Below are 13,470 nucleotides of genomic sequence, written 5' to 3' on the forward strand. Positions count from 1 at the left end.
GAGAATGCGTCCTCGTGAACCACCTGCTGGACCTCGGGTCCCGGAAGTTCTGGCGGCTGACCGGCAGGCCGGTCGACCTAGCGGGCGACCACTCCTGGTTGCGCGCCCCGACGAGCCGGTCCGCCACGGTCGCGGACGGCTGGCTCGCCGCCGAGGCCACGCACCACGGCGGCACGGTCGACGACGACGCGACCGCGGCGGTCCCCGCCCCCGGCCTCCTGCCGACGATGGCGGTCCTCGACGGGCCAGGCTTCGACGCCGCAGGGCTCGACCCCCGGATCCGCGACTTCTACGAGCACACCGCCGCCTGGCGCATGGAGGTGTGGTCCGGCTGGTCCCCGCTGTTCTGGCCGGCCGGCGAGCTGGTCGCGCGGTTCTTCGGCCGCCGGGTCGAGCAGCTCTCCCTCCCGATGCGCCCGCTCGACGTGGCACACGGCATGGACAGCAGGGTGCGCGTGATCCGCGACCGGCACGGCGCGCAGGTCGGGGCCGCGTGGCTCCGCACGCTGCGGCCGTCGGGCCGCTACGTGTTCAGCGGCTGCTACTCGGCGCGCCGGCTCCCCGGCGCTGCCGGGCCGAGCGTCCACGTCGCGTTCCCGCTCGAGTCCGGCAACGTGCAGGTCTTCCTGCGCCCGGCCGTCACCGACGAGGGCGGGCTCATCCTGGAGTCGCCCCCGGGCCGGTTCGGGCAGGACGGCGCGTACGTCACCGTCCGCGACGGCGGCCGGGACTTCGCGGCACGCATCCCCCTGCACGAGACCTTCCGCCTGTACCGCGACCCGTACGGTGTGCTCCGCACGGACCACGAGCTGCGGATGTGGCGCACCTGGATGATGCGGCTGCACTACAAGATGGAGCGCGAGCGATGATGCACACCTTCCACCTCGCCGAGCTGCCCGCGGCCGTGACGGCACGCGCGCTCGTGCGACCGCCGTCGGGCACCACGACGCCGGGACTGGACCACGCCGAGTGCCTGGCCCTCATGCGCCTGGGCGCGCCCACGGTCTCCGCGGACCGGCTGCAGCTGCGGCGGATCGCCGTCTTCGCACAGTGGCGCGACGAGGACGCCGTGGACCGTTTCCTGTCCGACGACGCCCTGGGCCGCCACCTGGCGACCGGCTGGCACGTCCGACTGGAGTACCTGCGCCGCTGGTCCCACCTGGCAGCGCTGCCCGGCCTGCCCGCCCGGTCGGGCACCTGGGACCAGGACGAACCCGTGGTCGCGGTGACCGTCGCGCGGATGCGGCTGCCCGAGGTGCCCCGGTTCCTGCGGTGGGGCAAGCCCGTCGAGCGTCAGGTGCGCGACCACCCCGGTACCACGCTCGCCCTGGCCGCCTTCCGGCCGCCGCGCACCATCGCCACGTTCTCCGTGTGGCGCACCGTGCGCGCGATGGAGGCGATGGTGCACGGCCGCTCCGACCTCCCCGCGGCCCGGCGGCACGCCGACGCCATGGCCGAACGCCGGCGGCGCGACTTCCACCACGAGTTCGCGACGTACCGCTTCCGTCCGCTCGCGGAGCACGGCACCTGGGAGGGCCGGACGGGGATCGTCCCGACGGCCTGATCCGGGGCCAGGTTGCAGGAACCTGCACGACGGCCGGGCACCGAGCGCTCAGGATGGGCGCGGAAGGCCACGTCGTTCACGTCCCTCGGGAGCCGCATGACAGTGCACAGCTCGGAGCACGACCTGCTCGCACAGCTCCGCCGCCGCGCGGGCCTGACCCAGGAGGAGCTCGCCGAGCGGGCCGGCCTGGCCGTGCGTTCGGTCAGCAACATCGAGCGCAGCGCCGTCGGACGGCCACGGGTGAGCACCCTGCGCGCGATCGGGGCGGGCCTCGGTCTCGACGACGCCCGGGTCGGGGAGCTGCTCGACTTCTACCGTCGACGGTGGGCGCAGCCGGCCCCGGAGCGGGCCCGGGCCGAGCCGGCCGTCCGGGTGCCCGCCCCGGAACCCCTCGGGCCGGCCGGTGCGGCGCCCACCCAGCTGCCCTCCCCGCCGTCGACGTTCTCCGGGCGGTCAGAAGAGCTCTCGGCGCTGGACACCGTGCTGACCGGCCCCGGCGGCGGGCACCGTTGCGTCGTGCTCGACGGCCCGGCCGGCGTCGGCAAGACCGCCCTCGTCCTGGCCTGGGCCCATGCCCGGCACGACGCGTTCCCCGACGGTCAGCTGTACGCCGACCTACGTGGCTCCACCGGGCGGCCGCCGTCGGCCGAGGACCTCGCACGCCAGCTCCTGACCGACCTCGGGATCCCGGACGCCGACGTCCCGTCATCGTCCGTCGCCCGCACGGCGCTGCTGCGTCAGGTGCTGGCCGCGCGGCGCGTGCTCGTCGTCCTCGACGACGCCGCATCCGCCCAGCAGGTCCGGCCCCTGCTACCCGGCCCGGGCGCCTGCACGACGGTCGTGGCCAGCCGCCACCAGCTGCGCGGGCTCAGCATCCGTGACGAGGCCCGGCACGTCGGCGTGCCCCCGATGCCCGAGGGGGCCGCCGCCCGGCTGGTCCGCACGCTCCTGGGGGACGAGCGTCTGCGTGCGGCGCCGGGGGCGGTCGACGCGATCGTGCAGCGCTGCTCCGGGCTTCCGCTGGCGCTGCGCATCGCCTGCGACCACCTGGTCCGCCGGACCACCGCGCAGGCGCCCGAGGCGCTGGCGGCCTGGCTGGCCGAACCGGCACCGCTCGACGCCTTCCGCACCGCGGACGACGCCGAGTGCGACCTGCGCGAAGCCTTCACGGCGTCGTACCGGCAGCTCTCGGACGAGGCGGCACGGTACTTCCGGCTGCTGGGGGTCCCGCCACGCACCCGCTTGTCCCGGGACGCCGTCGCGGCGCTCTGGGACCTGCCGCTGCGGACCACGGACACCATCCTGGCCGAGCTGGCCTCGGCGCACCTGATCGAGGAACCGTCGCCGGGCCGGTACGAGCTGCACGCGCTGCTGTGGGAGTTCGCGCGGGAGACCGGCATCGACCACGACCCCGAACCCATCCGGCGGGCGGCCCTGCGCGGGATCCTGGAGCACTGGGCCACTCGCTCGGCTCGCGGCTGATCGGACGCCGCGAGCCGGGCGACCGGGCGTGGCAGGCGCGGCGGTCACGGAGCGCCGACGCACCACTCCCCCTTCTGGCACTGGGCGCTCGCCGGCGCCGCCAGCGACAGTCCGCCGGCCACGACCATCAGCATCGTCGTGGCGACCACCAGGAATCGCTTCACCGTCGTCATGGGCTTCTCCTCACTCGTCCGCACCCTCACCGTGGGTGACGCAGGAACGCTGCCACGGCGTGCACGGCGCCGCCCAGGAAGTCTTGCCGGGCAACGGACGTTGCCTGCGCTGCTGCCGGTCGAATTGCCGGAGCAACTTCCTGGTCCTGGTCACCGCGCACTGCCTTAGATGGCCCAGTCCGAACACCCAGGAGGGAGGCCAGTCATGACGATCGTCGTTCGTAAGGTCGAGCCGGTGAAGGCGACCCAGTACCCGGACCCGCCCGGCGACAGCTGAGCAGCACTCCCGCACCAGGGGCCGGCCCCGCACGCCTCCCGTGCGACGGGGCCGGCCCTCGGCACACCCACTCCGTACACGACGACAGGGAGTCCTCGATGATCGCGCTGAAGAACTGCCGGTGGGAACGGTCCGGCGAGGTCTTGACCCTCATGGCGGACCAGAGCCGGACCATCGAGCTCGACGACCCGACCGGGGACGTCGCAGCCCTCCTGGCTGCCCTCCGCGAAGGTGCGGAGGACGCCGCCGCGCTCACCGCCCGGCTGCGCGCCTCCGGGCACGACACCGACGTCGCCACGGTCCGGACGGCGATCGAGGCCCTGGACGGGCTGAGGGTGCTGGAACGGTCCGAGACGTCGATCGACCGGCGGCCCAGAAAGCACCGGGACTACAGCAACCTCGCGTACTTCGACCTGTTCAGCAGCCTCGACGTCACGGCGGAGGACTTCCGCAGCCGCCTGGCCGACGCGCACGTGGTGCAGCTCGGCGTCGGCGGCCTCGGGTCGAACGTGCTGCAGTCGCTGTGCGGGCTCGGCGTCGGCCGCCTCACGCTGCTGGACAACGACCTGGTGGAGCCCGCGAACTTCGCGCGCCAGTTCGTCTACCGCGAGGATCAGGTCGGCACCCCGAAGGTGGAGCGCGCCGCGCAGTGGGCCCGGGCCTTCAGCTCCGACATCGACGTACGCACGGTGAGCCGCTGGGTGGGCGGGCCCGACGACGTCAGCGACCTGCTGACCGACGCCGACCTCGTGGTCTCGGGCGTCGACCAGCCGAACGACATCGACCTCTGGGTGAACGAGGCCTGCGTGACGGCCGGCGTCCCGTGGATCCGCGGCGGCATGTTCGGCACCATGGTGATCTACTTCTCGGTCGACCCCGGCAGGACCGCGTGCTACCGGTGCAGCCGGGCCGCATCGGACCGGGGCGTCGTCCGCCGGCTGAGCAGCGGCCTGGACCGCGTCAACCGGGGCATCGGCCCGGCGGCCGCGCTGGTCGGTTCGCTCGTGGCCTTCGAGGCGCTGCGCTATCTCACCGGGTTCGCCCCGCCGTACGCGGCGGGCGCGTCCGTGATCCTCGACACCGCCGACGGCTGCCGCCAGACCCGCACGGAGTGGGCCCGCGACCCCGGCTGCCCCGCCTGCGCCCGCACCCCCCGTGCGATGGCAGGCGCCTCGTGAGCGACGTCGGCACCACCACCGTGGCCCTGCGCGACCTCACCGTCACCGACGACGGCGAGGAGTGCATCATCGGCGACCCGTCCGCCGGGAGCTACATCAACGTCCCCGCCGTGGGTGGCGTCGTGGTCCGGTCCCTGCTCGCCGGGCGGACCGTCGCCGAGGCCACGGCGGAGGCCGAGGCGTTCGCCGGGGAGGCCGTGGACGTCGCGTCCTTCGTCGACACGCTCGACGAGCTCGGGTTCGTCGCCCACGACGGAGCGTCCGGTGGCGCCGGTCCCGCGCCGACGGCGCCCGTCCAGCAGCGCACCTGGTTCGCCGGGGTGGACGCGCGGGTGGCCCGATGGTTCTTCGGCCGGACCGCCTGGACCGTCTACGCCGTCGCCGCGCTGTTCGCCCTGATCACCCTCGTCGCGCGACCGGACCTGCTCCCCCACTCGACGGATGCGATCATCGTGTCGGACTTCGGGATCAGCGCGCTCATCGTCCTGCCCGTGGGCTGGTCGATCACGGCCCTGCACGAGTACTGGCACTGGCTCGCGACGCGGGCACTGGGCCTGCAGTCGAGGTTCGGGATCGACGTGCGGTACGGGGTGCTCCTCGTGTTCGAGACGGACCTGACGCAGATCTGGAGCGTGGCCCGGCGCCGGCGCTACGGGCCCCAGCTGGCCGGGATGGCCGTCCAGAGCGTGCTGCTGGCCGGGACCCTGCTCGCCGAGGTGCTGTGGCGGGACGCGCCGTTCCTGCGGCTGCTCGTGCTGCTCAACCTGTCGACGCTGATGTGGCAGGCCATGGTCTTCCTGCGGTCCGACCTGTACGCCGTGCTGGTGACCGCCACGGGATGCACCAACCTGTGGGAGACGACCCAGCTGCGCGCCAAGGCGATGTTCCGCCTGATCAGCAGCTCGGAACAGCGTGCCCTCGACGACGCCTCCCCGGCGGACCGCCGGGTGAGCCGGTGGTTCGTGCACGTGTGGCTGATCGGTCCGGTGTTCGCCGCCGGCTACCTGGTCTGGTACCTGCTGCCGTGGGTCGGCGAGGCGGCCGCCTGGACCGCGGCGGGGCTGGCGACGTCCCCGGCGACCGGGCGGTTCTGGTGGACCGCCGCCTCCGCGGTCGCGCTGTTCGGGCCCCTCGTGCTGACGGCGGTCGTCGCGGCGAAGGCGGGGGTCCGGGCGCTGCGAACGCGGAAGGGCGCCGGACACGCGGCGACGGCCCAGCGCGCCGCGTGACATTCCAGACAGTCCACATGCGGCGGCCGGGAGAAGCCGGGTCCCGGCCCAGGAGCCGGTTACCCTACGGCGGTGCCGACCAACACGGGGATCGATCCGGACGAGCTTGCCACCACCCTCCGGGTGCTGGGCAGGCTCCACGACCTCGCACCCGACCATCCCGACGTCCAGACGGTCAAGCAGGCGACCGGCTACATGTGGAAGCTGCTCAAGAAGTCGCGCAAGGCCGCGGTCCGCGAGGAGATCCAGGCACACGACCGGAGCATCATCGAGAAGACGGCGACCGGTTCGCCGGCGCGGATCGACGACGAGACCGCCGGCATCCCGCTGGTCTCCTCCGCGCCCGGGGCGTTCGCCGGGGAGCTGCGTACCGCCCGCGGCTGCTACATCTGCAAGACGGACTACACGCTGGTCGACTCGTTCTACCACTGGCTGTGCCCGGACTGTGCTGCGAAGAGCCACGTGCGGCGCGACCAGCGCACGGACCTGACCGGCCGGCGCGCGCTGCTCACCGGCGGCCGGGCCAAGATCGGCATGTACATCGCGCTGCGCCTGCTGCGCGACGGCGCCCACCTCACCGTCACCACCCGCTTCCCGAAGGACGCGGTGCGCCGCTTCTCGGCGATGCCCGACGCCGCCGACTGGCTGCACCGCCTCAAGATCGTCGGCATCGACCTGCGCGACCCCACCCAGGTGATCGCCCTGGCCGACGACGTGGCCGCGGCGGGTCCGCTCGACATCCTGATCAACAACGCGTGCCAGACGGTGCGGCGGTCCCCGGGGGCCTACTCGCAGCTCGTCGCGGGTGAGTCCGCGCCGGTCGCCCCGCTCCCCTTCGGGCTCGAACCGCCGGAGATGGTCACGTTCGACCACGTGTCGCAGGCGCACCCCGCCGCGATCGCGGGCGCGCTCGCCGCCCTGTCGGTCGCCCACCACGAGGGCGAGTCGCAGGACGACGCCGTCGCGACGCACACCGCGGCATCCCTGACGGCGCTGGCGCTCCGAGCAGGCTCGGCCTCCCTCGACGCCCACCTGGCCGGTACAGCGGTCGACGCCGGCGGGCTGCTCCCCGACGTCCAGGAGAACAACTCGTGGACCCAGGTCGTGGACGAGGTCGACCCGCTGGAGCTCCTGGAGGTCCAGCTCTGCAACGCGATCGCGCCGTTCCTGCTCATCTCCCGGCTGCGGCCGGCGATGCGGGCCGCGACGGCCAAGGCCCGCCGCGGGTACGTCGTCAACGTCTCGGCGATGGAGGGGCAGTTCTCCCGCCGGTACAAGGGCGCGGGGCACCCGCACACCAACATGGCCAAGGCCGCCCTCAACATGCTGACCCGGACGTCCGCCGGGGAGATGTTCGAGAAGGACCGGGTCCTGATGACCGCCGTGGACACCGGGTGGATCACGGACGAGCGCCCGCATCACGAGAAGCTGCGGCTCGCCGCAGAGGGCTGGCACGCTCCCCTCGACCTGGTCGACGGCGCCGCCCGCGTCTACGACCCGATCGTCCAGGGCGAGGCCGGGACCGACCTGTACGGCTGCTTCCTCAAGGACTACGAGCCGTCACCCTGGTAGCTGTCCGCACCGGGCAGCGGAGGCGGGATCACAGCAGGAATGCAACCTCGACCGCCTGACCGGCGGGACATGCGTGATCGAAAACGACCCGACCCCCCAGTTGGTGCCGGTGACGGCGTGCAGCGATCGCACGATCGGCACGTGGAACTGCAGGTGGGCGGTGAGCTGGAACGCCCCCGCAGATGCCCCGCCGACCCTCGTCTCGCCGACGACGACCGCACAGCCGAGGGCCTGCAGGGTCGTTGGCGAACTCCTCACCGCCGCTGTAAGAGCGGTTGCTGCTCAAGACGGCGTCCGGCACGTCGTGCAGTCTGGGCGTGACACCCGGCGTGGTGACCGACCGTTCGACAATTCCGTCACGGTGGACCAGGTCCAGGAGCTGCACCTGCTCGTCGCCAAGCAGGTGGCTCACACCAGGGCGACGGACTTCGGCACGCCGCGCACACAATTGCGCAGGTCAACAGTAGGACGACCTGGGCCCCGCAGCAAAGTGAACGCCGCCGCCAGGCCCGGGCGGAATCACTCCGGCGAGAGGATCAGCAGACCGAACATCAGCAGACCCACATTGCGGTCGCGGCGATGCACCTCGCTCATGGCGGGGGCCTGCTCCCGGGCTGGCACGGGAAGTAGACGCGCGCCAGCCCGGGGACCTTGTCGACGTTGATGCCAATGCCCACGATGCGTCTCTTGAACGCGACGCCCAGGAGAGGCCAAAAGGTTCGCTACCGATCGTGCGGGATCCCAGTGGCCGCCAAAATCTTCTCGGCAAGAGAACGGAACTCGTGAAAGCACGTTTTCACGTAAGCCTGGGTGCTACCAAGGGCACCATCGGCAGCCTTAAGGTCAAACATGGGCTTGCGTGCGTCATGCGATAAAGGCATGAGGCTGCGGTAATTTCGGAGTGTGGCAATTTCATGGGGACGGTCACCCGAATGCGACTCAACGCCGAGTACCGCAGTGCTAAAGACCCATGGGATCCGCTCCAACCAGCGCGCATACGCTTTCACCGGTCGATCGAGGCGCATTTCCGGCTGCATAATTACGTAGCCGAGCGGAGCCATCGTTCCTGCCGGAGCTGAGATCACCTCCGGAATCCGGGGCCGGACCACCTCCTGCCAATCGCTCCTCCAACGCCTTAACACCGGACCAAGGTTAGAAAGACCCTTGAGGGAGAACAAGTCAGCGGCGAGGGGCATCAGAACGTGGTCCGCGCCGAGCAGCGCCGCTCGATTGATTGCCCCAAGGTTTGGCCCCACATCGATTACCACCACGTCGGCACCCGCATGTTGGGCGGCAAGTTCGACAACACGATAGAACGCCGTCGTGGTCCGAATCGCCGCAGGATCGCCCGCGAAAGAGGAAGGCCAGGCCCTCGAAAGATGATCCTCGAATCGGCTAAGCTCAATGTTCCCAGGCAGCAGCCATAATCCCGTGTCGATCCGGGTCGGAAGGATCTCCTCGACATCACCAAGCCCTTCGAGGATCGGTCGCACAGCGTCCGCCACTGTCTGAGCCGCAACGACCCTGGACGAGATAAGCGCCTGCGGAGCCGCACCCTGATCGATCAGCCCCGACGGCTCCCCCCATAATTCTTCAAGTTCAGCCTCGTCAAGGAACATCGACGTCAGATTCGATTGCGGGTCGAGATCGGCGGCGAGAACATTAACCCCCATCCGACTGAACATGTGAGCCAGATGGTAAGCCAGCGTTGTCTTGCCCACTCCTCCTTTGTTGTTGAACAACGCTATAGTAATCACAGAATCCGCCTCACCGTTACAGTCCACGACGAATCATCGACGTCGAACTCCGCTTCAGGGTTGCCGTTGGCCTTCAGCGTTCCCAGCACACGACCAATTCCACGACCAAAGCGGTTCACATAGCCAAGCGCTTTAAGCGACGCAGCCAGAGATGGGTTTCGATAATCCGTGACCCGATCGAAATTGTCACTCCGCACCTGACCGTACGGGCCTCCTGGATTGCTAACCTCGATCCGGTCATCGAACCACAAGATCCGCACAGGAGCGTTGGATGTCTCATAGTTTCGATGCATGATTGCATTAAAGCAGATCTCGCGCAGCGCTTCTAATGGATAGTCGGGGACAGACTGCTCCCGGAATCCACCTGCGCTCACCACACGTGACCTAAGATGACCCTGGACAAGAGGCGACAGGCCACCTGCGACATCGATGAGATTCCCACGCAACTCACGCTCATCGGCGATGGGCGCCGTAAGGTCCGTCCCGCGGTAGCGAACAAACTGCACGTACGCACCAGGGATCCACGCCGACGGGTCCAAGCCCACAACTAGAAGTCCCAACATGGTCGGTACTGGCATGTCGATGCCCTGAGCAACCCGCAATGAGGCAAGCTGGAGCCCGATGGGCCGCCCGTTCTCCGCGATCACCTCTGGATCGACCATGGCCGGGAGGAACGACGTCCGGAATAGGTCTAGATCTAGGTCGTCCAGGGTCGCGCCCGGCGCTGGTCTCGTGTCGAATGGGCCGTCGCCAGCCCGGCGACGTTCGGCAAGTACCCGCTCATCGTCGCGAGTCGCTTCCCGAACGCTTGGTCCAGGCCGCACCCAGCACCGACCGTCGTAGCGGACCGGTGGCGTGGCGCAAGCCTCGACGTGCAGGTGAATCACTTGCCGCCCCTGGAACGCGCCGACCTGCACTGTGAGCGAGGGACGATCAAGGATTTTGCCGTTGTCACGGAGGTCTGTCAGAGCCAGGAGCGTCGCGTCGCTTGTATCAACGGGTCCACCGACGGTGCCGTCGTCCCGGACACCGATGAGGATGTCACCGCTGCCATGGCCGACAAGGTCATTCGCCATGGCGCAGACCTGCTTGGCCAGGTCAGTCATGCGGTTGCGGACGTTGTCGTAGTCCTTGAACTCAAGCCATGGTGTTTCAGTTGTACCGAGTGTCTCGGCCAGATCATCGCTCACGAGCGCCATTGTTCCCTACGGGCCGGACAGAACGCCTGGGCACCCGCCGCGGCTGGCTGTACTGACGCCGACTCGATCGCGAGCATCCCGGAAAACCCACAGACTGAAGTGCTCCGCCGCTGCTGCGCGATGCGAGCGCCGCAGACCCTACGAAGAGGCCCCGCGGACACGACGTCCGCGGGGCCCCTCCGAGGAAGGTTCAGCTCACCAGCCGCGCTCGGCCAGCCGCACCGGCGCCGGCTCCTCCTCGACGTTGATGCCCACCATCGCCTCGCCCAGCCCGCGCGAGACCTTGGCGATCACGTCGGCGTCGTCGAAGAACGTCGTCGCCTGGACGATCGCCTTGGCACGCTGCGCCGGGTTGCCCGACTTGAAGATGCCCGAGCCGACGAACACGCCCTCGGCGCCGAGCTGCATCATCATCGCGGCGTCCGCCGGGGTGGCGATGCCGCCCGCGGTGAACAGCACGACCGGCAGCTTGCCGGTGGTCGCGACCTCCTTGACCAGCTCGTACGGCGCCTGCAGCTCCTTGGCGGCGACGAACAGCTCGTCCTCGGGCAGCGAGGTCAGCCGGCGGATCTCCTGCCGGATCTGACGCATGTGCGTGGTCGCGTTCGAGACGTCGCCCGTGCCGGCCTCACCCTTGGAGCGGATCATCGCCGCACCCTCGGTGATGCGGCGCAGCGCCTCGCCGAGGTTGGTCGCACCGCACACGAAGGGCACGGTGAAGCCCCACTTGTCGATGTGGTTGGCGTAGTCCGCGGGCGTCAGCACCTCGGACTCGTCGATGTAGTCGACGCCGAGCGACTGCAGCACCTGGGCCTCGACGAAGTGCCCGATGCGCGCCTTCGCCATCACGGGGATCGAGACGGCCTCGATGATGCCGTCGATCATGTCGGGGTCGCTCATGCGCGACACGCCGCCCTGCGCGCGGATGTCCGCGGGCACCCGCTCCAGCGCCATGACGGCCACCGCGCCCGCGTCCTCGGCGATCTTCGCCTGGTCGGGCGTGACGACGTCCATGATCACGCCGCCCTTGAGCATCTCGGCCATGCCGCGCTTCACGCGCGCGGTGCCGACCGTGCCCACGGTGTTCTCGCCGGTCACGGATTCAGTCACGGTTACCTCGCATAGTTCTCGCCGGTGGGATCGACGCCGGTCGTTCCGGGCGCGGTCGGCGCCCTGTCCCGATCCTATCGCCCGCCCCCGACGACCCTCACCGCCCGTTCGCCCAGCGGTCACCCGCCGTCCGGCCCGCCCGGGTGGTCACCCGCCATTCGGCTCCAGCGCGTGCGGCAGCACGTCGTCCAGCTCCACCGTGCGCGGCATCGGCGCCCGGCCGGCCAGGTGGAAGAGCCGCACGTACCAGAGGCGGCGCACGCGCCGGGCCTGGGCGACCGCCTCGTTGTGGAACCGGCGCGCGAGCGTCGCCCGGTACCAGGCGGCGCCGAGCGCCTCCACGACCTCGGCCGACGGCCCCTCCAGCAGCGCCCGCGCGGCCTCGGGCGCGCCCAGCGCCTCCCGCAAGGTGGCCGTCAGCCCCGACTCGGCGCGCTCCCGGTCCGCGCCGAGGCCGTCCATCTTGAGGGCCGCGGCCGGCGCGGTGACCGGCCCGGCGTCCGACGCCGCGTACGCCGCGTCCGCCACCAGCACCGAGCTCGCCGGGTCGAGCGCACCGGAGACCGCCAGCTCCGTCGCCGCCGACGCCCGCCGCACGAGCTGCGCGTCGAGCGCGATCCGCGACGCGGCGACCTTGCGGTGCAGCCGGTCGACGCGGGACGCCCCGCGCCAGGCGAGCAGCAGGCCCACGGCGAGCGCCCCCAGGGCGACCAGAGCCACCTCCGACCAGGTCATGCGTCACCTCCGACCCGCCGGGGGAACAGCCCCATGACGCGGCCGACGACGTCGCCGCCGATGGCGTGGTCGGCGGCGAGCGTCATGTCGTAGACCGCCAGCACCTGCTCGGTGACCCCGGACCAGTCGAACCGCTGGACCCACTGGCGGGCGTGGGCGCGGTAGCCGTCGCGGCGTGCGGGGTCGGCGAGCAGGGCGAGCACGGTGGCCGCCAGGCCGTCGGGGTCTCCGGTACGGAACAGCGCCCCGGCGGCGCCGTCGTCCAGGACGCGCTGGAACGCGCCCAGGTCGCTGGCCACCACCACGGACCCGGCGCTCATCGCCTCGACGAGCACGATGCCGAAGCTCTCCCCGCCGGTCTGCGGTGCGACGTAGAGGTCGGCGGAGGCCAGCAGGGCGGCTTTGTCGGCGTCGGACACCCCGCCCAGGAACTCGACGGAGGAGGCCAGGTCCCCGAGCGCCTCGCGCGTCTCCGCGACGGCGCCGTTCCCACGCCCCGCGACCAGGAACCGGGTGCCGGGCACCTGGGCGAGGATCGCGGGGATCGCGCGCACGAGGACGTCCAGGCCCTTGCGCGGCTCGTCGAGCCGGCCGAGGAACGCGACGGTGGGTGCCCCCGGCGTCCCGGTCCAGGCGGGCCGGCGGGCGCTGCTCGCGAACTGCTGCGTGTAGACGCCGTTGGGGATCACCACGGCGTCGCCGCCGAGGTGGTCCACGAGGGTGCGACGGGCGTCCTCGGAGACGGCGATGCGGGCCGCGATCTTCTCCAGGGACTGCCGCACGAGCGGGTAGGCGACCTGGAGGGCGCGCGAGCGCACCTGGGAGGTGTGGAACGTGGCCACGACGGGCTCGGTGGCCTGCCAGAGCGCGAGCATGGAGAGCGACGGCACCATCGGCTCGTGCAGGTGGACGATGTCGAAGGGACGCCCCCCGATGCCGCCCTCCAGCCAGCGGCGCACGCGGGTCGCGGTCACCGGGCCGAACGTGAGCCGGGCGACCGAGCCGTTGTAGGGCACGGGCACGGCGCGGCCGGCGGCGGTGACGACGTCGGGCAGCTCGGTGTCGTCGCTGGACGGGGCCAGCACGGAGACCTCGTGGCCGGCGGCCTGGAGCGCCTCGGCGAGGTCGCGCACGTGGAACTGGACGCCCCCGGGGGCGTCGAAGGAGTACGGGCAGACGATGCCCACCCGCAGG

General features: G+C 71.1%; 12 protein-coding genes. 6 read left to right on the forward strand and 6 right to left on the reverse strand.

The window, feature by feature from the left end:
* Positions 1 to 14: 14 nt before the first annotated feature.
* From ACIG47_RS08505 to ACIG47_RS08515, 3 genes are all read left to right on the forward strand, one after another.
* Entirely contained in the window at positions 15 to 869 is an 855-nt protein-coding gene (locus tag ACIG47_RS08505; RefSeq protein WP_397430435.1) for a hypothetical protein, read from the forward strand.
* Entirely contained in the window at positions 866 to 1,564 is a 699-nt protein-coding gene (locus ACIG47_RS08510) for a hypothetical protein (RefSeq protein WP_397430436.1), read from the forward strand. The genes ACIG47_RS08505 and ACIG47_RS08510 overlap by 4 nt, the downstream gene beginning before the upstream one ends.
* Before the next feature lie 96 nt (positions 1,565 to 1,660).
* On the forward strand, positions 1,661 to 3,046 hold the full coding sequence (locus tag ACIG47_RS08515) for a helix-turn-helix domain-containing protein (protein ID WP_397430437.1): 1,386 nt from the start codon (positions 1,661 to 1,663) through the stop codon (positions 3,044 to 3,046).
* Positions 3,047 to 3,090: 44 nt separating this feature from the next.
* On the opposite strand, the gene ACIG47_RS08520 is transcribed toward ACIG47_RS08515, so the two are convergent.
* Entirely contained in the window at positions 3,091 to 3,219 is a 129-nt protein-coding gene (locus ACIG47_RS08520; protein WP_397430438.1) for a hypothetical protein, read from the reverse strand.
* A 375-nt stretch (positions 3,220 to 3,594) separates the two neighbouring features.
* On the opposite strand from ACIG47_RS08520, the gene ACIG47_RS08525 reads away from it, so the two are divergent.
* The 3 genes from ACIG47_RS08525 to ACIG47_RS08535 all read left to right on the forward strand — a co-directional run bounded on the left by ACIG47_RS08525 (position 3,595) and on the right by ACIG47_RS08535 (position 7,475).
* Positions 3,595 to 4,674: a HesA/MoeB/ThiF family protein gene (locus tag ACIG47_RS08525; RefSeq protein ID WP_397430439.1), complete on the forward strand. Its 1,080-nt coding sequence runs from the start codon at positions 3,595 to 3,597 to the stop codon at positions 4,672 to 4,674.
* Complete coding sequence (locus ACIG47_RS08530; RefSeq protein ID WP_397430440.1) at positions 4,671 to 5,903, forward strand: hypothetical protein; 1,233 nt, start codon at positions 4,671 to 4,673, stop codon at positions 5,901 to 5,903. Before ACIG47_RS08525 ends, ACIG47_RS08530 begins: the two co-directional genes overlap by 4 nt.
* A 72-nt stretch (positions 5,904 to 5,975) precedes the next feature.
* Positions 5,976 to 7,475, forward strand: coding sequence for an SDR family NAD(P)-dependent oxidoreductase (locus ACIG47_RS08535; protein ID WP_397430441.1), 1,500 nt, complete (start codon positions 5,976 to 5,978; stop codon positions 7,473 to 7,475).
* A 722-nt stretch (positions 7,476 to 8,197) separates the two neighbouring features.
* Here ACIG47_RS08535 and ACIG47_RS08540 read toward each other — a convergent pair.
* The 5 genes from ACIG47_RS08540 to ACIG47_RS08560 form a co-directional block, all read right to left on the reverse strand.
* A complete protein-coding gene (locus ACIG47_RS08540) occupies positions 8,198 to 9,259 on the reverse strand; it encodes a ParA family protein (protein WP_397430442.1) in 1,062 nt (353 codons plus the stop codon).
* The gene (locus ACIG47_RS08545; protein ID WP_397430443.1) at positions 9,229 to 10,422 is read right to left on the reverse strand and encodes an ATP-binding protein; all 1,194 of its coding nucleotides are present in this window, start codon (positions 10,420 to 10,422) and stop codon (positions 9,229 to 9,231) included. Before ACIG47_RS08545 ends, ACIG47_RS08540 begins: the two co-directional genes overlap by 31 nt.
* Before the next feature lie 204 nt (positions 10,423 to 10,626).
* On the reverse strand, positions 10,627 to 11,541 hold the full coding sequence (pdxS, locus tag ACIG47_RS08550; protein ID WP_397413543.1) for a pyridoxal 5'-phosphate synthase lyase subunit PdxS: 915 nt from the start codon (positions 11,539 to 11,541) through the stop codon (positions 10,627 to 10,629).
* Positions 11,542 to 11,688: 147 nt separating this feature from the next.
* Positions 11,689 to 12,276, reverse strand: a complete 588-nt coding sequence (locus ACIG47_RS08555; protein WP_397413544.1) for a hypothetical protein — start codon at positions 12,274 to 12,276, stop codon at positions 11,689 to 11,691.
* A complete protein-coding gene (locus ACIG47_RS08560; RefSeq protein ID WP_397430664.1) occupies positions 12,273 to 13,469 on the reverse strand; it encodes a glycosyltransferase family 4 protein in 1,197 nt (398 codons plus the stop codon). Before ACIG47_RS08560 ends, ACIG47_RS08555 begins: the two co-directional genes overlap by 4 nt.
* Position 13,470 lies beyond the last annotated feature (1 nt).

The sequence above is a fragment of the Promicromonospora sp. NPDC052451 genome (assembly GCF_044547525.1).
Lineage (GTDB): Bacteria > Actinomycetota > Actinomycetes > Actinomycetales > Cellulomonadaceae > Promicromonospora.